Source organism: Rhodococcus sp. IEGM 1351, assembly GCF_030056875.1.
GTDB classification, from domain to species: Bacteria; Actinomycetota; Actinomycetes; order Mycobacteriales; family Mycobacteriaceae; genus Rhodococcus_F; species Rhodococcus_F opacus.
This window is the reverse complement of the sequence record NZ_JASHKU010000001.1, coordinates 105,535-125,901: the sequence shown is the minus strand read 5'-3', so window position 1 is coordinate 125,901 and position 20,367 is coordinate 105,535. Positions and strand designations below refer to the sequence as shown.

Genomic DNA, 20,367 nt, shown 5'->3' with positions numbered 1-20,367 from the left:
CGGGTCAGGCCTCCATCACCACGGACCCGGCAGCCTTGCCGTCCAGCGCGAGCACGAAATCGGCAATGTACTGCAGCAACTCCACGTCCCGCACCCGCTCCGCGCCTATTCCGCCCGACCCTGCCCGGGGCAGCGGCAGCTGCACCATCCCGGTGGTGGCACGGTACTGCGCGCTCGGGTAGATCCGCTTGAGACGCAACTGCTTCGAGTCGGGCAGGGCCATCGGCGCGATCTTCAGCTGCGTCCCGACCACGGCGATTTCCTCGAGTCCGTACTCGCGGGCCAGCAGGCGCAGCTTGGCCACCGAAACCAGTCGGCGGACCTCCTCGGGGAGCGGTCCGTACCGGTCGACGAGTTCGTCGACCACGGCCGTGATGCCGTCGAGTTCGGTGGCCGCCGCGAGCTTGCGGTACCCCTCGAGCCGGAGACGGTCGCTGGTGACGTAATCGGGAGGGATGTGCGCGTCGACGGGCAGGTCGATACGGACCTCCTTCGGAGCGTCCTCCGTCGTGATCGGCTTGCCGTCGGCGGCCGCCCGGAACGCCTCGACCGCTTCCCCCACCAGCCGCACGTACAGGTCGAACCCGACACCCGCGACGTGACCGGACTGCTCGGCGCCCAGCACGTTTCCGGCGCCGCGGATCTCGAGGTCCTTCATCGCGACCGCCATGCCGGCACCGAGGTCGGAGTTCTGCGAAATGGTCGCGAGGCGGTCGTAGGCCGTCTCCGTGAGCGGCTTCTCCGGCGGGTACAGGAAGTACGCGTAGCCGCGTTCCCGGCTACGCCCGACGCGACCGCGCAACTGGTGCAGCTGCGACAGGCCGAGGGAATCGGCGCGTTCGACGATGAGCGTGTTGGCGTTGGAGATGTCGAGACCCGTCTCGATGATGGTGGTGCACACCAGCACGTCGTAGTCACGTTCCCAGAAGCCCTGCACGGTCCGCTCGAGCGTGTCCTCGTTCATCTGCCCGTGCGCCACCACGACCCGCGCCTCGGGGACGAGGTCGCGGATCCGCTGGGCCGACTTGTCGATCGAGCTGACCCGGTTGTGGACGTAGAACACCTGCCCGTCGCGGAGCAGTTCCCGTCGGATGGCCGCGGCCACCTGCTTGTCGGCGTACGCGCCGACATAGGTGAGGATGGGGTGCCGCTCCTCCGGCGGCGTGAGGATCGTGGACATCTCGCGGATGCCCGCCATGCTCATCTCCAGCGTTCGCGGGATCGGCGTGGCCGACATCGTGAGAACGTCCACGTGGGTGCGCAGCGCCTTGATGTGCTCCTTGTGTTCCACACCGAAGCGCTGTTCCTCGTCGACGATGACGAGGCCCAGGTCCTTCCACCGGATCCCGGTCTGCAGCAACCGGTGCGTGCCGACGACGACGTCGATCTCGCCGTCCGCCATGCCGGCGATGATCTCCTTGGAGTCCCCCGCATCCGTGAAGCGGGAGAGCCCGCGCACCGTCACCGGGAACGCCGCCATGCGCTCGGTGAACGTCTGCAGGTGCTGCTGAGCGAGCAGCGTCGTCGGCACCAGGACCGCCACCTGCTTGCCGTCCTGCACGGCCTTGAATGCCGCGCGCACCGCGATCTCGGTCTTGCCGTAGCCGACGTCGCCGATGACGACGCGGTCCATCGGGACCGCCTTCTCCATGTCGGCCTTGACCTCGCTGATGACCGTCAGCTGGTCGTGGGTCTCGGTGAACGCGAAGGCGTCCTCCATCTCCTTCTGCCACGGGGTGTCCGGGCCGAACGCATGACCGGGTGCGGCCTGCCGCGCCGCGTACAGCTGGACGAGTTCACCGGCGATCTCACGAACCGCCTTGCGCGCCTTGCGTTTGGTGTTGGCCCAGTCGGAACCGCCGAGCTTGCTCAGCGCGGGCAGCTCGCCGCCGACGTACCGCGACAGCTGGTCGAGCGACTCCATGGGAACGAACAGACGGTCGCCCGGGTGTCCGCGCTTGCTGGCGGCGTACTCGATCACGAGGTACTCGCGCCGCGCGCCGCCGATGGTGCGTTCGACCATCTCGACGAATCGTCCGATGCCGTGCTGGTCGTGCACCACCATGTCCCCGGCGGTCAGAGCGAGCGGGTCTACCTGGTTGCGGCGCTTCGCCGGCAGCCTCTTGCCGTCGCCGACCGCGGCCACCCGGTTGCCGGTGAGATCGGCCTCCGTGACGATGACGAGTCCGGCGGTGGAGGCGTCGCCGGGGAAGACCAGGCCGTCGTGGAGCGAACCGCGCAGCACCCCGACCTGGCCCCGCGGGGGCTCGGTACCGGGCGCGAGTTCCGCCGCGGGTACCTCGGCCTCGCGCAGACGCTCGAGCACGCGATGCGCTGTGCCGGCGCCCGCGACCACGAGGACGGCCCGCCCGCCGGTGGTGACGTGGGCGCGCAGGCTCACGAACAGTTCCGACAGCAGGTCGTCGGAACCGCGGATCTGCGGTGCCGGCGTGACCGCCAGCTCCAGTTCCTCGCCGTTGCCGGACGCGAGCGGGCTCAGCGTCCACCACGGCAGACCCGTGGTCTCCGCGGATTCACGGACCTGGCTGAGCGAACGGTAGGCGGAGGCGCCGAGGTCGATGCCGTCGCCCTTCAGCACCGAGGTGTCGAGCGGGACGGCGCCGCCGATCGAGGCCGCCGTCCACGACGCCTCGAGGAACTCCTGACCGGTGCGCACCAGGTCGGTGGCGCGCGTCCGGATCTTCTCCGGATCGCACAGCAGCACGTGTGCGCTCTCGGGCAGCACGTCGGTGAGCAACTGGAGTTGCCCCGGCCGCAGTACGGGCAGCAGTGCCTCCATGCCCTCCACCGGGATGCCGGCCGACATCTTGTCGAGCATCTCGACTAGCGCGGCGTCGGCCTGGTTGTCGACCGCGAGCTGCGCGGCGCGGTCGCGGACGTCCTCGGTGAGCAGCAGTTCGCGGCACGGCGGGGCGATCACGGCGTCGATGTCGAGTTCGGGCAGCGACCTCTGATCCGCGACGGAGAACGCGCGCAACTCGGTGACCTCGTCGCCCCAGAATTCGACGCGCACGGGATGATCCGCGGTGGGTGAGAACAGGTCCAGGATGCCGCCGCGGACGGCGAACTCGCCGCGCTTGCCCACCATGTCGACGCGCGTGTACGCCATTTCGACGAGCCGCTGGATCAGCCCGTCGAAGTCGTGCTCGACACCCACGCGCAGCGTGACGGGTTCGATCTCACCGAGACCGGGGGCCATGGGTTGCACCAGCGAACGGACGGTGGTGACGATGACCTGGAGCGGGGCCCCGTACGAGCGGTCGTCCGGGCGCGCGAGTCTGCGGAGCACCTCCACGCGGCGACCGACCGTGTCGGCGCTCGGCGACAGCCGTTCGTGCGGCAGCGTCTCCCACGACGGGAACTGCGCCACGGCGTCGCCGATCATCTCCTGCAGTTCGGCGGTGAGGTCGTCGGCCTCGCGACCGGTCGCGGTGACCAGCAGCAGATGGGTGCGCTCGGCGAGAGCCGCGGCCACGAACGGCCGGGCGGGTGCGGGCGCGACGATGTCGAGGTGATGCCGCCCGAGCGCCTCGGTCACCTGCGCGATGACGGCGTCGCCCAGCGCGATCTTCGCCAGACCGGCGAGCGGGGTGTCGGACGAGGGCTCGGCAGCGATGAGCGGGGAAGACAACGACGCACTCCTGAGCAGTGATGACGAACTGCCGGCGAACAGCTCGGGCCGGGACGAGCGGCCAGTTGCGGACTGAGCCAGCCTAGTCGATATCGCACACGGACGGACCGGGGTCCGTATCAGGTGCAGACCTGCACGACCGGTGCGACGGCCACCGAGTTCAGCGCCCGCACGTGCCCGTCACCGCGTCCGCTGTCCCGGTCCTGCGCACCGGCACGATCCGTGCTCCGCCGGGCGGCAGGTGGAACCAGGAGTCCGCCGGTTCGAAGCCGCGGAGGTCGAGGTGGACGTACTGGGCAGCGCCGTCGGTTCCGACGTCGACGACCCAGTCTCCAGGCGCCGCCTGCCGCGCCACCGCCGTCAGGCCGACGGTGCGTTCGAGGGCCCGTGCAGGTCCGCCGACGAGGTGCACGGACTCGGCGACGACACCGCCCTCGCTCGACAGGGTGACGGTCACGCTCTCGTAGCCGCGGGGGCCGAAGCGGTGGACGTGTGTCGCGTCGGTGAAACGCCCGAGCACCGTGTCGAGCGACCACCGGTGGGCCGCGTGCCCGGCGAGGGTCACCGGTTCGGTGACGTCGAACGCCCGGGCACCCGTGCGGGTGTGCACTTGCACCCGTCACTCCCCCACGACCGTGTTGTCGGAGTCGTTGACCGCGTCGATCCGCAGTCCGTCCAGTCCGTCCTCGGCGAGGAGGACGGCGATCGGCAGCGACATCCGCCGCATCACGAACCACGACGCCTTCGACCTGCCGTCGGAGTCGAGCAACCCCCACCCGGCGCCGGGTTCGAGGTCGCGGAGCGCGAACACCAGGGCGCCGTCGCATCCTGAATCGGGCCGTCGCCAGTAACCGAGAGTCGCCGCGAACACCTCGCAGACGGCGGCCCGACCGAGGGGCGAGGTACCGCTCGGGGTCGCTCCAGCGGACCGTCGACGGTTCCTCGCCGAACAGCGTCCGCACGTAGTGATCGCGGACGTCCTCGAAGTCCCAGGACGCCCCGTTGTCCCGCGGCACGGCGGCCTTCCACCATGGATGGTGGCCGGCCGCCGCGAGGCTGCCGAGCTCGGCCTGCGCCGGACCTAAACATACCCCGAGTCTGTAACGCTGTCTTGTCGGAACGCCGACTACAAGTCCCGAAAGGACGACCGCCCTCCACATCCCCGCGACCCGATGGCCGACTCGGAGTCGACGCACCCTCAGTAGGCGCCGTTCGGCCGAAGCACTGCGCGAGTCGTCTTCCACAGGATCAGCAAATCCAGCGTGGGGCTCCAGTTCTCGACGTAATGCAAGTCGGCACGCACCGACTCCTCCCAGCTGAGGTTGCTCCGGCCACTCACCTGCCACAGACCCGTGAGTCCCGGTTTGACGAACAGCCGACGCCGCGCACCATCGTCGCCGTATCGCGCCACCTCGCACTCCAGCGGTGGACGTGGGCCCACCAAGGACATGCTGCCCGTCACGACATTGAACAACTGCGGCAACTCGTCGAGTGAGTAGCGGCGAATGAACTTGCCGACACGTGTGACCCGGGGATCGTCGTGAATCTTGAACATCACGCCGGCGCCCTCGTCGAACGCCGCGAGCTCACGGATTCGCCCTTCGGCACCCACCACCATGCTGCGGAACTTGTACATCGTGAACAGCGCGCCGTCCCGCCCCACGCGGGTCTGTTTGAACAACGCCGGACCACGACTGCTGGCGCGAATTGCACAGGCGATCATCAGAAGAACCGGAGCGATGCCGATGACGAGAACGAGAGCGAAGATCCGATCGAGAACATTCTTGATGACCCATGCCGGGCCCGAATACGTCGGCGCGCTCAACTGCATCAACGGAACTCCCGCGACAGGCGCTATATGCAGGCGCGGACCGACCACATCCATGAGCACGGGCGCGATCAGAAGGTCGGTTCCGGTGCCCTCGAGTTCCCAGCTGAGCCGCTCGGTTCGAGTGGGGGTCCAGCCGCTCGAGGGGAGAACCGCAATCGCCTGGAAGGAATGCAGCCTCGCGATTCCGACGATGTCCTTCTCCGTCCCGATCACCGGAATGCCCTCGATTGCAAGCGGAAGCTCTTCACCCGGTCTCACATCGGCCAGGCAGACAGCGTCGACGCGCCACCCGGCCTGTGAGATATCAGGCGTTCGTTTGATCAATTCGAGCACTTCCGCGACGTCGCCGGCCACGAGGACGGAGCGCAGATTGCCCCCCGATCTCCGGCGTCTGCGCAGTTCCAGCCTCAGCACATAGCGTCCGAGCACCGAGAGTGCGGCCGCGAGCGGAAGAGCGCCGAACACCCACGAGTGCCCGTTCGAGGTGCCGAGGGCATACCCGGCAACAGCCATCACTGCGATGGCCCAGACATACGCTCGTCCGACCCTGTGCACTTCCTCGGCACCGCTGCCGAGAACGCGTGGATCCCATGCATGCGCCAGAGCCAGGGAGAGCATCGAGAGAACGAGAACCGCGACCGCAACTGCGAGCCCCCCCTGCCACGCCCCAAGAGACCCGAGAGAGAGGTGGCGATAGGCGACGGTGACGAAGAGGTCCGCAGCCAAGACGCAGAGGAGATCGCTGCAGAACGCAGCGCGAAAGTACGAACGCTCCCAGTCCGGTCGTCGAGGCGGAGGCTCGGGCACGGCACGGCCGGGGATCGTCGGTACTCCCGCCCCCGTTCGGACACGTGCACATTCGGATCTAATGAGGAGCTGGGTCCTCTCGGACACACTCAGCGCTTCGACATCGCTTCCACATTCGCACATTGGCCAAACCCATGCTCGGAACCCACCCGCCGCGGCGTCGATCCGATCGAGCCCCGGAACTGATTACTAAAAACATACTCCGAGTCTGTTATGGCCGCAATCAAATGACTTGCATTATTTTAAACGAATTAAACCAAACTTTCGGTATAGTTAATGCGGCACGGGCTACCTACAGCCCGACCTCGATCGCTCCCGCGACCAGCAACTTGCCGATCTTCTCCGCCGAGACCGGGCGGCTGAACAAGAAGCCCTGCGCCCGATGGCAACCCATGTCGAGAAGTTGCCGGGCCGACTCGACGTTCTCGACGCCCTCCGCGACCAGCTCCAGGCCGAACGATTCGGCAAGGCCGATGATGGACTTCACGATCGCCCGGTCCCCCGCATTGCTGTCGAGGTTCATCACGAAGCCCTTGTCGATCTTCAGCGTCCCGACCGGCAGCGCCTTGAGGTGGCTGAGGGAGCTGTACCCGGTGCCGAAGTCGTCGATCGCGACCTCGACATCCATCGCGTGCAGCCCTTCGAGCGCCTCACGCGTCCAGGTCAGGTCACTGAGCACAGCGTTCTCGGTGATCTCCAGGCACAGCGCGCCCTTCCGAAGGTCGAATTCCGTCAAGGCATTCGCGACGACGTCGAGAAAATCCAGACCGGCCAACTGCCCCGGCGAGACGTTGACGCGGAGATCCAGATCCAGTTCGGGAACCTGCGACCGCCAGTCGGCCCACTGGCGACAGGCCTTCCGGATCACCCAGCGCCCGAGCTCCCCCGCCACATTCGTCGCCTCGGCGACGTCGATGAACGACGCCGGCTGCAGCAAACCGAGCAGCGGGTGATTCCACCGCACCAGAGCCTCCACCCCGATGATGCGGCCGGTCCGCAGGTCGACCTCGGGCTGGTACTCGAGGAACAGCGACTCGTCCGCGATGGCCGCACGCAGACTGAGCTCGATCATGTTGCGTTTCTCGCTCTCCTCCTGCATCTCGTCCGTGAAGACGCTGATCGCGTTACCGCCCTTGGTCTTCGCGACCATGACGGCCTGGTCCGCCTGGCTGAGAAGTGAACTTGTGGTGGCCTTACCTGGATATCCCGCCGCGACACCGATGCTGACACTGCGACTGACGACCTCGCGGCCGAGACGCACCCGCTCGGTCACTACGTCGCGGATGCGCTGCGCCCGCGCCTCCGCCTCCTGCAAACCGACCGATCCGCCAAGCACGAGCACGAATTCGTCGCCGCCCAGCCTGGAGACGAGGTCGTCGGCCTCGCTGCTCGATCTGAGCCGGTCCGCGATCGTGGAGATGAACCCGTCGCCGGCTCCGTGACCGAAGAAGTCGTTGAGAGGCTTCAGCCGGTCCAGGTCGAGGAACAGGATGGCGACCGGCCCGGGTTCGGACTCGGCGAGGCGAGTGTCCAGGTGGTGGTAGAGCGCGCGCCGGTTACTGAGTCCGGTGAGGGAATCGTGGTCGGCCGAGTAGCGCAACTGCTCTTCGACGACGATGCGTGCCTGGACCTGGGCGAGCAACGCGGCGATGGCCTTGAGGACGTCGAGCTCTGGCGGCGTCCAGTCGCGGTCGCCGAACTTGATGAATCCGAGCGTGCCCGTCGTCGTCTCACCGGACAGCAGCGGAACGGCCGCGAGCGACACCTGTGGCACTCCGGACGCCTCGCGGACCCGCTCGTTGTAATCCGGACCGGACACCTCCGGCCGGAAGATGGCCACTTCCTTCTGGTGCTCGATCTGGGCGAACGTCGAGTCGGCGTCCTTGAAATAGACGACGCCGAGCGGGTCGGGGTCGGGGATGAAGGGCCGGAGTGGGTATTCCGCGATCAGGACCGTCGCGGCGATGTCGTGGTCGGTGAACCGGAGGAAGCTGGTGTCGACCTCGAAATGCTCCACAAGATCCTGCAACACGCGGGTGGCCACGGGCTTGAACGAGACCGCATCGACAGGCGTGAGCCGGGACGCCACGGTTGTCACCAGGGTCTCGAGCTTCTCGGTTTGCTTCTCGGTGTTCACGGGCCCTCCTGTCCTTACGATATCCGCCTGCGAACCCGATCGGCGAGGCGCTCGCTCCGAACCGAGGGGCCCGGCGCATGGCTGAGCCGTAACACCAGGGCGAGCGCTTCACCTCCCTTCGCTCCGACGACGTCGAACAGTTCCTTCCGCAGCCTCTCCAATGGGGCCGCATACCGTGGTGAGAGTTGTTCGAGTTCCGCGCTTTCCACCCCGTAGAGAAATACCGGTGAAATCGGCTGGACGGCGAGCCCGAGCGCCTGCGCGCAGATCCATACGCATTCGGTAGCTTGGCCGCCGCGCACATAGTCCCGCAGGGTGCTACCCGGGATCGCGACGGCGGCGATCGCCGAGCTCGACACAACGCGGTCCGCAGTGGACTTGCCCAGCGCCTGGCCCGCGTCCTGTGCGCCCAACCGTTCCATGACGTCGGGTCTCCGCAACAGCGCAAGGGTCGACAGTTCCGCCGAGTCGAGTTCCAGTGCGCGAACGTCGATGCCGGTCTCGACCGAATCAAGGAGCGGCCACCGCAACTCGCCGATCATTTCGCGATGCAGGGTAGGAGTGAGGAATCGGATGCGATCCGACTCCGCCAGAATGGCGCCGATCGTCGCGATGTCGTCCCGGTCGGTCACCAGGCAGAGGCGTGCACCCTCGCGAGATGCAGCATCCGAGAGAAGCCCTACCTGCCTATCGTCCAACGGCCGGGGCACGCCCGGCCGGCGGTTGGTGGTCCGGTCGAGCATGTGCTCGTAGCGGTCGGTGAGTTCCCGGTCGTTTCCGCTGCCGAACGTCATCGTGGCAACGGGAAGTCCCGGATCTCCGTCGTGGACCGTCACGGTGCCGAGCAGTCCGGCGGCCGACGCGGCGATCCGGGCGTTGTGCAGGGCGGCCCCGACCGCGACATAACTGCCCCGGTACCCGACGTCCATGGCCGTCGAGTGCTCCGGGGCCAGGGAGATGGTCAGCCCGTCGTCGTCCGCCGCGATCGTCCACGGCTGGACGTTGCCGCCGGACGGCGCGCGGGCCGCTGCATGCACGACGGCGTCGACGGCGTCGCGCGAGACCGCGGCAGCCGCCTCGCGATCCGCGGGCTCCTTCGGCAGGTCGTGCGGTCTGGGCGGATCGGTGAGGGCATCGAGATGCCCGTCCAGATCCATGCGACACCGACCCGACGCGAGCGGCTGTCCGAGCACGATGCGCCGCACCGCCGCCGCGACCTCCGCCCCGCCGAGCAACACCTCGCCCCCGAGCTGCGGCCAGGTCGAGATGGTCTCGTCCACCTCCACCAGCGAGGCCGCCATCGTCGCCGACAACTGTGTGGCGTCGAGAATCCGAAGGACGAGCGGAATCTTGTCCCGCGCGCCGAGACCGGCGAGTGACTCCACGTCGACGTCGCCGATCACTCCGTGGAAGATTGGGCGATCCGGTTCGAGGTCGAACCGCTCGACGTCCAGCAGGCCCCTGTCGCTGGTGGCCATCAGCACCGGCAGACCCCGGCGACGGGCCTCCCTCCGCAGGGACACCTTGACGTCCAGCGAGTCGCACTCGTCGATCACCACGTCCGTGCCGTCCAGAAATTCGGCCACCGACTCGACGTCGAGACCGTCCTCCCATAACGTCACAGTGACGTAGGGGTCGATCTCCGCGATACGGCGGGCGGCGACCACTGCCTTGTTCACGCCGAGGTCCAGAACGGTGCCGGGAACCCGGTTCAGGTTGGACAGTTCGAGGGTGTCGAAGTCCGCGAGCCGCAGGCCGCCGCATGCCCCTTCCAGGGTGAGGGCCAGCGCAACCGCGTGGCCGACGCTCAGCCCGACGATCCCGACGGTCACGTCGCGAAGTCGTTCCTGCTCCGGTGCGGTGACTTTGTTTCGATTACGGTCCAGCCGCAGCAACCGGAACGCTGCGGGGCCGAGCAACCGCACCGCGGTGCGTCGCCACGAGTAGTACGCCCACACCGGCGTCTCGTCCAGCACATCGGGATCGGGCGCGGGAACAAGAGTGCGGAGCGTGTCCCTCTGCTGTTCGAGTCGATCGACGAAGACCACCGCGGGGTCGCGGCGGAGACGGTCGAGTACCGCCGCGTCCCCGGAGTGGCCCTCGTCGAACAGCAGTGCGGTGTAGTCACCGCGGGATTCGTTCACGAGACGCTCCGCATCGGCCGGACGACGTTTCCTCCCGTCCCCGTCGCGGTGTCCGCCGACGGCGTCGAGCGGGACGTCGTGAGTAACAGTTGGGCCAACTGCATGGATTCGGCGCGGCCCCTGCGCCTACTCCGATCCCACCACATCAGCCGCGTCTCGTAGCGGTCATCGGGGTAAGGCACAGGAGCAATATGGCCGGCCACCACCCCGCCGGAGGACCGCCACGTGTCCAGAACGTGGGCCGCCGCGGTTGCGAGCATGAACTGGACGTCGAGCAGATCCATCGAATAGGTGGCGAATCGGCCCAGTGCGCCGACGAGTTCACCCCGCCGGCCGGCGCTGTCCGACACCCACGCGCCCTTCGCCTCCAACACGCCGAACGGCAACCGGTCCTCGATCATCCGGCGGACGGCGGGAGCTCCGGGATGGGTGCCCCATTCCGTGATCGCATGCGCCTGATCTGCGGAAAGATAGGGCCCCTGGATTCGGACGCCCGCCGCGACGGAGCCCTGCGGCTCGATCGCGACAACGAACATTGCAGTGGTGTCGCCGTCCTGTATCCGGCGGTATTCGAGGGCCTTCTCGGCGCCGTACTTGCGATAGCCGGTCACGGCACCCTCGAGATATGCTTCCCACAGCGCCGGCTCGTCGGAGGGCCGGGCCACGACGAAGCGACACTCCGACCGGGGATCCCAGACACTCAGAGTTCGGTCGAGTATGGTCTCGGTCGACCGTACGTCGGTCTGCGGACGCGTCAGCTGTTCAACAGGCATTGGCTTTCCCATCGGAGTTGGTGCGGCAATTCCGGGGACTCACGGGTTACGTTAAGACCCCAAGAACTGGACACACGAACACCCGGTCACAGCCCCGCGGCTACTCATTTTCCGCGTTTACTCCGGATTTGTCACCTGTGGTGCCGAAAATAGGCACTAAAACAAACTTCAGGTCGGTATTCAACGCGCCTGAATTACGTCAGGGAAATGAACAACTCGACGTTGTTCGGAGGACGGAAGACCTCTACCTCTTCCGCGTAAGCGCGCTCGATGCGCCCCTCCTTCTCGGCCACCTCGGCCTGGATCCACACATCTTCGATGGGGTCGGACGTCCGCCCGTCTGGTGTGAACTTCGCGAAATAACCGGCCGGGACGCGCACCAGCACGTCGCCGATCTCGAGGTGGTCGAGGTCGATGCAGCGATACCCGATCACGGCCGTCCATCCCAGCTCCGGGACCGCGACGTAGACGGTGGTGAGTTCCTCGACGCCGCGCAGCTGGACGCGCTCGCGGGTGAACTTCAACAGGTCGGTCGCATGCGCCGACGAACCCAACTCCATGCGCGGGAGAACGAGGCCACCGAAATCAGTCGACTCACGCTTGACAATTTCGAAACTCATTGCTGCCCCTGCCTGGTGGCGGGTGGCACTATCGCCACATAGAGATCGATCCCGAAAGCATGCGGGTAGAACTCGAAATCGCCGGTGAAGGACCGTTGAATTTGCTGTGACTCCTCCGCGTCTCGAATCTGCCCCCAGAGGGCGTCGAAGAGATCAGGGAATGTGCCGACCGAGGAGAACTTCGCATAGGTGCCCGCAGGAATCCGCGATACCAGGTGCCCGCGCCCTACCTGATCTATCGAGGAGCACTCGTACCCCACGATTTGCGTGTAATACGAATTGATCTCGGGAGCGTGGTCAACGTAGGCAGAGGCCAACGGGCGATCCACATTCTGCGCGAGGAGGGTGGACCACGTCTTCTCGAGAGCCTTGTCGCGCGCTTCCCCCAGCGCCCGCTTGGGGCTGCGCACAGCCAGTCCAGCGACTAACGTCTCTTCACGTTCGACAATGACGAACGGCACCGGGCACCCCTCCGATGTCATCGGACCATATGGCCTACAACGACAATTTATGTTCGGCCTCCTGCATTTTGGAGGTCGAATTTTCACAATACATCGTCGGGTATCCACCGTCTGCGTCATTGGTCCCCGAAGCCGCCAGCCTCCTGTTCGCGGCCACAAATTACTCCACTGTCTGGACTAATTCGATAAATTTCGAAAATGGTTTTGCACGCACCCAACATACCCAAAGTTGGTTTTGAGCCTTGAACGGTGACATGAAGTGTGGTTTATTGAGTGGATCGACGACCCGTGGTGTGACATACCTGACAGGAACGTCATGACCTCCCCGGGGTGAAGGGAGACTGCAGTGCGCTGCCGACTGTGCGACTCCGACCGGATGCGGAGCATCCTGGACCTGGGCGCGACCCCGCCTTGTGAACTCTTCCTGACCGAAGCCGCGTTGGACACTGCGGAAGTAACCTATCCACTGCACCTGCGGCTGTGCGAAGACTGTTTGCTCCTGCAGATTCCTGCACTGATCACGCCGGAAGACACCTTCACCGACTACGCCTACTATTCCTCCTTCTCGGACTCCTGGGTCGAGCACGCGCGGAGGTTCGTCGCCTCGGCCGCGGACAGACTCGGCCTCGACGACACTTCGTCGGTCGTGGAGGTGGCGAGCAACGACGGCTACCTGCTGCAACACTGCGTCGCCGCCGGAATCCGCTGTCTCGGAATCGAACCGTCGCACAACGTCGGTGCGGCTGCGCGTGAGCGCGGGGTTCCCACTCTCACCGCGTTCCTGGACGAGGACCTCGCCGCCCGTGTTCGAGCGGAGCACGGCCCCGCGGAACTCGTGGTCGCGAACAACGTCTACGCGCACGTCCCGGACCTTCTCGGATTCACTCGCTCTCTCCGCACCCTCGTCGCAGACGACGGCTGGCTGAGCATCGAGGTTCACCACGCCTTGAATCTGGTCCACCTCGCGCAGTTCGACACGATTTATCACGAGCACTTCCAGTACTACACCGTGCTGTCCGCGACCCGCGCGCTCGCGACGGCGGGCCTCACCGTCGTCGATGTGGAACTGCTGGATACACACGGGGGATCGATACGGGTCTGGGCGCGTCCCAGCGCCGTCGGCCGGGAGCCGACTCGCCGCGTCGCCGAGGTGCTGCACCGGGAGAAGACGGCCGGCCTGCACGACGTCGACGGCTACCTCGGACTCGAGCCTCGGGTGAGGGCTGTACGACAGCAGTTGCTCGGGTTCCTCCTGGACTGCCGGACCGAGAACCGGACGGTCGTCGGCTACGGCGCTCCGGGTAAGGGGAACACGCTGTTGAACTACTGCGGAATTCGTCCGGACCTACTCGAATATACGGTCGATCGGAATCCCTACAAGCACGGTCGTTTCACGCCCGGCACCCGGATTCCGATCCTCGACCCGAAGCAGATCGAGAAGGATCGCCCGGACGTCGTCCTCGCGTTGCCCTGGAATCTCGAGGCAGAACTGACCGAACAACTGCGATACATCACAGAGTGGGGCGGGGAACTGGTCTTTCCACTCCCCTCCCTACACAGCGCTGGTTTCCAGCCGGACCTCGTGTCAAGGAGGCTCACGACATGAAAGTTGTCCTGTTCTGCGGCGGTTACGGCATGCGCATGCGAAACGACCGCAGCGACGCAATCCCCAAGCCGATGCAGATGGTCGGCCCCCGGCCCCTGCTGTGGCACGTGATGCACTACTACGCCCACTTCGGGCACAAGGAGTTCATCCTCTGCCTCGGGTACGGCGCCGAGGCAATCAAAGAGTTCTTCCTCGACTACCGCGAAGCGGAGTCCAACGACTTCATCCTTCACGCTAACAAGATCGAGCTTCTGCATTCCGACATCAGCGACTGGTCCATCACGTTCGTCGACACGGGTCTGGAATCGGCGATCGGTGAACGACTGCGCCGCGTGCGAAGGCACCTCGACGGCGACGAATACTTTCTCGCGAACTACGCAGACGTCCTGACCGACGCTCCCCTCGACGACGTGGTCGCGAAGTTCCACGAATCCGGTGCCGCGGCGTCGATGCTCGTCGTTCCGCCGCAGTCCTCGTTCCACTGCGTGAACGTGGCCGATAACGGCGAGGTCAAGGAGATCATACCGGTCGGTCGGCTACCGATCTGGGAGAACGGTGGCTACTTCGTCCTCAGCCACGAGATCTTCGACCTTCTCCCACCGGGCGGCGATCTGGTAGCGGATGTCTGCGAAACCCTGGCGGGCGAGGGCCGCCTGTTCGGATACCGGCACGAGGGCTTCTGGAAGCCTGCCGACACCTTCAAGGAGCGGGCGGAACTCGACGCGAATTACGCAAAGGGCATCCATCCGTGGATGGTGTGGGATCAACCGCAGGCGGTGTCATAGGTCATGCTCGACCTCCATACCCCGCAGGTAGCCGAGATCGCCGTTCTCGGCGCACACTGTGACGACATCGCGATCGGCGTCGGCGGGACGCTGCTGACTCTGTCGTCCACTTCGCCAGGACTCCGAGTGCGTGCCCTGGTGTTGTCGGGCAACGACTCCAGGCGAGAGATCGAGGAACGGCACGCGCTCACCGCACTGTGCCCCGGTGCCGACCTCGAACTCGACGTCCTCGACGTTCCTGACGGGCACGCGCCCGGATACTGGGAGCCGATCAAGACTGCACTCGAGGGATTCCGGCGACGATGTGAGCCCGACATCGTGTTCGCTCCACACCGCGGGGATGCCCACCAGGATCACCGGCTACTGGCCGAACTCGTACCGACAGTGTTTCGGGACCATCTCGTGCTGGGCTACGAGATCCTCAAATGGGAGACCGACACCCCCCACCCCACCGTCTTCCATCCTCTGATACGAGCGGTCGCGGAGGAAAAGGTCCGGGTTCTGTTGAAGCACTACCCGTCCCAGATCGACCGCGATTGGTTCGACGAAGAAGCGTTCCTCGGCGTCACCCGGCTGCGGGGTGTGCAGTGTCGGCGGCTGCACGCCGAGGCCTTCGTTCTCGAGAAGGCGAACATACGATTCGGAAGGACCTGACATGCGAGTGCTCCTCACCGGACACCGTGGCTACCTGGGCTCGGTCATGGCTCCGTGTCTGCTCGCCGCTGGCCACGACGTCGTCGGCCTCGACTCGGGACTGTTCGCCGGCTGCATCCTCGGACCCGACAGTGCCGAGGTTCCGTCGATTCACGCAGACATCCGCGATGTGACGGCGTCACATCTCGTCGGCTTCGACGCGGTGATCCATCTTGCCGCGCTGTCGAACGATCCACTGGGTTCACTGGCCCCCGAGATCACCTTCGACATCAACCATCACGCGTCGTTGCACCTCGCCCGGCTCGCGAAAGATGCCGGTGTGCAACGCTTCCTGTATGCATCGACATGCTCGGTGTACGGCTCGGCGGGCGAGGATCTGGTGACCGAATCGGCACCCCTCCGCCCTCTCACCCCGTACGCGGAGAGCAAGGTGCGCGTAGAGGAGGACGTGACCGCCATCGCCGACTCGGGGTTCTCGCCGGTTTTTCTGCGAAACGCGACCGCGTTCGGGTTCTCGCCATGTCTGCGCGCCGACATCGTCCTCAACAATCTCGTCGGCGTCGCGATGCTGACCGGCACCGTGCGTGTGTTGTCGGACGGCACGCCGTGGCGCCCACTGGTGCACGCCCGCGACATCGCAGCTGCATTCTGCGCCGCACTCGTCGCGCCCGTGGACGCGATTCACTGCCGCGCCTACAACGTGGGGACCGAGGACAACAACGTCACCGTGGCGCAGATCGCGGAAGCCGCGGCCACGGCAGTGCCGAACTCGACCGTCGACGTCACCGGTGAGACAGGACCGGATCCGCGGTCGTATCGCGTCGACTTCAGCGCGATCCGGACGGCATTCGAGGGATACACCCCGCAGTGGACCGTCGTCGCGGGCGCGGTCGAACTGTACGAGAACTACGTCCGCTGGGGGCTCACGGAAGAGCTCTTCACTACGCGCTTCACCCGCCTGGCCCACCTGCGGACGCTGCAAACCGCGGGTCTGCTCGACGCGTCGCTCCGATTCCAGCGGGTCGGTGCGGGCCGTGACTGACGACGGTCGTGCGCGCGCCTCAGAGCGACTTCATCAGACTTGCCCAGCTCGCGGCAGCTGCGTCCCGCGCGCTCACCGACGACACCGGGAGCGGCCAGGCGATGGCGAGGTCAGGGTCGTCGTAGGCCACCGCCACGTCTTCTGCCGGGTCGTGCTCCCTGTCGATGCGATAACAGACATCGGCGCAGTCGGTGAGGGCCTGGAACCCGTGCAACAATCCGGGTGGCACGAACAGATGCGCGAACGTGTCATCGTCGAGGGTGAACGCCTGCGTGCGTCCGAAAGTCGGCGACGTCCGCCGTACGTCCACGAGCACGTCGTAGATCGCTCCGTGCGCGCAGCGCACGAGCTTGGCTTCGCCTTCCCCCGATCTGCAGTGCATGCCGCGGATCACGCCGCGCACCGATCGCGACTGGGAGTCCTGCACGAAGTCCGCGGCGCGGACCGGTCGGCGCGAGGACGCTCGGCGCGCGACGGCGTCGTCGAATATGTGTGCGTCGAACGTCCGCGTGAAGAGTCCCCGCTCGTCCCGAAACGGCTCGGGAGTGAAGAGCAGGACATCCTCGAGTTCCGTGGTTTCCACGCGCACATCACCATCGTGCCGCACCGCGGTAGGCGGGTGCGGCGTTTCCGGAAGTCCGGACAGTCACGATGATCTGCCGCGGATGCGCCGGTTCCGACACGGTCCGTGTGCTCGATCTCGGGCGTATGCCCGCCGCGGACCACTTCCCGCCGGCGTGGTCGGCGATCGACTCGCGCGAGTCGGCGCATCCGCTGGCAATGGAGCTGTGCCGACAGTGCGGACTCGCGCAACTCGCGGACGACGACACAACGCCGGAGGAGCCGCGGGGAATCGAACCTCTCGCGTTGCGGAACCAGGCTGCCGACGCCGTTCGGACGGTCGCCGAGTCGGGCTTCCTGAGCGGCGACACCGTCCTCGAGTTCGGCAGCCCGCACGGCGGCAGCTGGCTCGGACTGCTCGCCGACCGCGGGTTCCGCCCGCCGCCCCCGGGGAGACCTGCATCGGTGGTGCTCGATTGCTTCGGCCTCATGCACGAAGGACACCAGAGGGCGGCACTGGCGGAACGAGTGAGCACAACGGCAAGTGATGGCACCCTTCTTCTCCAATTCCACTCTCTCGCTGCAATAGTCACGCACGGCCAATGGAACGCGCTGCGGCACGGCCACTACGCGTACTACTCCCTGACGGCCCTGCAGCGCATGCTCGGCGACGTCGGCATGAGCCTGTCGAACGCGTGGGAGTTCGACCTGTACGGTGGCACCGTCCTGGTTGCCGCCCGGCACGGCGGCCGGTCGGGCACGTCGCACACCGTCCGCAGAATCCTCGCGGCTGAAAATGCCATGGCGGTGTGCACGCCGCGATCGATCCGCCACCTGCAGCAGGCCGCGGACGACCACGTCAGCTCGCTGCGTATCTGGCTCGCCGCGATGGCAGGTCGCGGGCAACGCGTCTACGCATACGGTGCGGCGTCGCGGGCAGTTGCCCTGTTCAGCCGTGCGGGCGTCGACCGACGTGTGTTGTGCGCGGTGGCCGACGCGTCCCGCGCCAAGCAGGGCCGGCGGATGCCCGGCACCGATGTACCGATCATCTCCCCCGCGCAGCTGCTCGCAGACGACCCCGACGTGGTGCTGCTGACGGTCGCCGACCTGCTCCCGGAGGTGCAGTCGCAGTTTCCAGGGTTGTCCGGCAAATGGGTGGTGGACATCGCCGACGGGGAACGTCAGCAGCCTGGCTGGAACAAGCTCCGCACATACCCTGCCGTCTGATAGCCGCTCTGCCACACCCAGTCGGCGGCAGAGATGTCCGCCGGGCTGGCCGCCATCATGACGTCCCCGCCGAAGCAGCGCTGAATAATGTACCGAGCCCGTGACACGTGCGGGGTGAACGTGACCACGATGACGCTGTTCCATCCGCCGGCCGTCGCGAGATCGCGGAATGCCTGCGCTTCCCCGGCGGTGGTCGCGGGGTCGGGATCGAAGCAGACAACCGCAAACGCGAACTGCGCTCCGCACAGTCGATCGAGCCACTCGTCGGATCCACCGCTCGGATCGGACAGCACCACATGCCCGGCGAGCCCCTCGAGGGCGAGGTCGAGTCCGTAGGTATAGCGCTCGTGACCGGGACCACCGAGAACCAGGATCGCATCAGCTCGGTGGAGCTCGTCGAGTTGCGGCTCGACATATGTCGGCACACCTGCTGCCGTCGCGCCGAGGACCGCGGCAACCACGCAGATGAACGGCCAGCGCAACCATCGAGCTGTACTGCGCACCTAGCGTTCCCCTCCCACGACGCGGCCGGCGATCGTGTGGACGGCCGCCCGTATCTCCGCGAAGGCGGATGGTGCGATCAACCGAAGGGACAGGAGGTAGGCGATCAGGAACGCCACACACTCCAGGGCTATCGCCGCGAGTCCCACCGCGATCGACCGCTGGTCCGAGTGCACGACGTACCGTTCGAGTGGCGCGATCATCGCGAACGCAGCCAGCGAGGCGATCACTGATGGGACCATCACCCGGGCTATCTCACCGCCCGATGCCCCGATCACCGAGCGCGCGAGTCCGAGCCCGGTTATCCCCACGACGATCGCCGCGCCGGAAACCGCGAGACCGACCCCGGCGAGACCGAGTGGTAACAACAGCAGCAGTAAGGGGACTCCGGTCAGCAGGCCGGCTGCGGTCATCCAATTCATGCGGCTGGATCGGCCGGCCCCCTTCATCGCCTCCGCGCTCACCGAGTTCATCGCCACGCCGAGTCCGATGCCCGCCATCGATGCCACCGCCACTCCGGCGCCGCGCCAGGGCTCGCCGAGCAGTACCACGACGGCGGGCTCACCGACTGCGACCATCAGTGCCCCAGCCGGCATCGCCACCCGCCAGATCCAACTCAGAGCACGCAGGAAAGCATCTTTGAAGCGCCGCGAGTCGGAGGAGATGCGGGAGAAGGCGGGAAACAGCACATACGAGCAGACCTGGACGATTGCCATGCCGGGGAGCAACGCGATCCTGCGGCCATACCGATAGTTGCCGAGCGCAGCCTCGCTCAGTCCGCGGCCGATGATCGTCAACTCGACGACCTCCTGTGCCCGTGCGGCTGCGCCGTCCAGTAGTAGCGGAAACGAGAAGACCGCCATTTCGCGCCAGATCCGAAACGAGAACCGCCCTCCGAACGGATGCCATCGGGACAGCCACCAACTCGCGACGATCCAGACGAGCATCGACGCATACGAGCCGATTACCAGGGACCAGACGCCGTACCCCAGCGCGGCGAACACTATCGAACCCGCCGCAAAGGTGAGCCCCACGGCGGGATCCACGATGATCCGGCGCTTGAACTGAAAACGGCGCTGCATCAGGGCATCCGGGACGCATGTGATCGCGATCAAGAACATCGAACCGGACATGGCAGCGGCCACCGTCCCGACCGCCTGGCTGCTGAACACGCGCCCGATCAAGGGGGACACCGCCAACATGACCAGGCTCATGAGGATCCCCGTACCCAGGGTCACCCAGAACACCGTGGTGGCCGCATTCTCGACGTCGTGCTCACGCTGAACGAGTGCCTGGGCCAACGTGCCGTGGGTGACGACCACCAGAAAGGTCGTCATCACCGTACCCGCCGCGAACACCCCGACGATCTCGGGGCTCAGCAGCCGTGCCAGCACCAACGTCTGCACGAACGTCACACCCTGCACGATCAGCAGACCCGCCGCGGCCATCGCGGCCCCGCGGCGGAGGATGCTGCTCAGTGTGCCGACCGAGGTGGTCCCGGGCGACGGTGCAGATCCCGAGTCACCACACTCCGGGGCGCGCCCAGGTGTCGACGAATCCACTGCG

Annotated in this window: 15 protein-coding genes and 1 pseudogene; 5 read left to right on the top strand and 11 right to left on the bottom strand. The window is 66.3% G+C overall.

Annotated features, from left to right (window positions below):
• Positions 1-4 precede the first annotated feature (4 nt).
• The 8 genes and pseudogenes from mfd to QM806_RS00570 form a co-directional block, all read right to left on the bottom strand.
• Positions 5-3,652: a transcription-repair coupling factor gene (gene mfd / locus QM806_RS00610; protein WP_054246037.1), complete on the bottom strand. Its 3,648-nt coding sequence runs from the start codon at positions 3,650-3,652 to the stop codon at positions 5-7.
• A gap of 119 nt (positions 3,653-3,771) precedes the next feature.
• A pseudogene (locus tag QM806_RS41575) lies at positions 3,772-4,725 on the bottom strand (glycosyl hydrolase); the annotation flags it as partial.
• A gap of 125 nt (positions 4,726-4,850) precedes the next feature.
• A complete protein-coding gene (locus QM806_RS00595) occupies positions 4,851-6,377 on the bottom strand; it encodes a sugar transferase (RefSeq protein ID WP_283290066.1) in 1,527 nt (508 codons plus the stop codon).
• Between the two features lie 205 nt (positions 6,378-6,582).
• Entirely contained in the window at positions 6,583-8,427 is a 1,845-nt protein-coding gene (locus tag QM806_RS00590) for a putative bifunctional diguanylate cyclase/phosphodiesterase (protein ID WP_054246039.1), read from the bottom strand.
• 14 nt (positions 8,428-8,441) lie between these two features.
• Positions 8,442-10,571 carry an Rv1355c family protein gene (locus QM806_RS00585; RefSeq protein WP_283290064.1) on the bottom strand — a complete coding sequence of 710 codons (2,130 nt, stop codon included), beginning with the start codon at positions 10,569-10,571 and terminating at the stop codon, positions 8,442-8,444.
• A complete protein-coding gene (locus tag QM806_RS00580; RefSeq protein ID WP_120659445.1) occupies positions 10,568-11,344 on the bottom strand; it encodes a hypothetical protein in 777 nt (258 codons plus the stop codon). Before QM806_RS00580 ends, QM806_RS00585 begins: the two co-directional genes overlap by 4 nt.
• 194 nt (positions 11,345-11,538) lie before the next feature.
• A complete protein-coding gene (locus QM806_RS00575; RefSeq protein ID WP_054246042.1) occupies positions 11,539-11,964 on the bottom strand; it encodes a hypothetical protein in 426 nt (141 codons plus the stop codon).
• Complete coding sequence (locus tag QM806_RS00570; protein WP_054246065.1) at positions 11,961-12,425, bottom strand: GyrI-like domain-containing protein; 465 nt, start codon at positions 12,423-12,425, stop codon at positions 11,961-11,963. Before QM806_RS00570 ends, QM806_RS00575 begins: the two co-directional genes overlap by 4 nt.
• 346 nt (positions 12,426-12,771) lie before the next feature.
• On the opposite strand from QM806_RS00570, the gene QM806_RS00565 reads away from it, so the two are divergent.
• From QM806_RS00565 to QM806_RS00550, 4 genes are read left to right on the top strand one after another with little or no spacing between them, the layout of a single operon-like run.
• Positions 12,772-14,031, top strand: a complete 1,260-nt coding sequence (locus QM806_RS00565; protein ID WP_283290061.1) for a class I SAM-dependent methyltransferase — start codon at positions 12,772-12,774, stop codon at positions 14,029-14,031.
• Positions 14,028-14,816 (top strand): glycosyltransferase family protein, encoded by a 789-nt coding sequence (locus QM806_RS00560; RefSeq protein WP_054246044.1) that lies wholly within the window; start codon positions 14,028-14,030, stop codon positions 14,814-14,816. Before QM806_RS00565 ends, QM806_RS00560 begins: the two co-directional genes overlap by 4 nt.
• Positions 14,817-14,819: 3 nt before the next feature.
• Complete coding sequence (locus QM806_RS00555; RefSeq protein ID WP_054246045.1) at positions 14,820-15,470, top strand: PIG-L deacetylase family protein; 651 nt, start codon at positions 14,820-14,822, stop codon at positions 15,468-15,470.
• A gap of 1 nt (position 15,471) precedes the next feature.
• Positions 15,472-16,512 (top strand): NAD-dependent epimerase/dehydratase family protein, encoded by a 1,041-nt coding sequence (locus tag QM806_RS00550; protein WP_054246046.1) that lies wholly within the window; start codon positions 15,472-15,474, stop codon positions 16,510-16,512.
• A 19-nt stretch (positions 16,513-16,531) separates the two neighbouring features.
• Here QM806_RS00550 and QM806_RS00545 read toward each other — a convergent pair whose 3' ends face one another.
• Positions 16,532-17,101: a dTDP-4-dehydrorhamnose 3,5-epimerase family protein gene (locus QM806_RS00545; protein WP_054246047.1), complete on the bottom strand. Its 570-nt coding sequence runs from the start codon at positions 17,099-17,101 to the stop codon at positions 16,532-16,534.
• 62 nt (positions 17,102-17,163) lie between these two features.
• Between QM806_RS00545 and QM806_RS00540 the strand changes: the two genes are divergently transcribed.
• On the top strand, positions 17,164-18,300 hold the full coding sequence (locus QM806_RS00540) for a class I SAM-dependent methyltransferase (protein WP_283290058.1): 1,137 nt from the start codon (positions 17,164-17,166) through the stop codon (positions 18,298-18,300).
• Here the strand turns inward: QM806_RS00540 and QM806_RS00535 are convergent.
• Together QM806_RS00535 and QM806_RS00530 are read right to left on the bottom strand one after the other, a co-directional pair.
• Positions 18,255-18,803 (bottom strand): YdcF family protein, encoded by a 549-nt coding sequence (locus QM806_RS00535; RefSeq protein WP_240482734.1) that lies wholly within the window; start codon positions 18,801-18,803, stop codon positions 18,255-18,257. The genes QM806_RS00540 and QM806_RS00535 overlap by 46 nt on opposite strands.
• Positions 18,804-20,363: an oligosaccharide flippase family protein gene (locus tag QM806_RS00530; RefSeq protein ID WP_259465574.1), complete on the bottom strand. Its 1,560-nt coding sequence runs from the start codon at positions 20,361-20,363 to the stop codon at positions 18,804-18,806.
• Positions 20,364-20,367 lie beyond the last annotated feature (4 nt).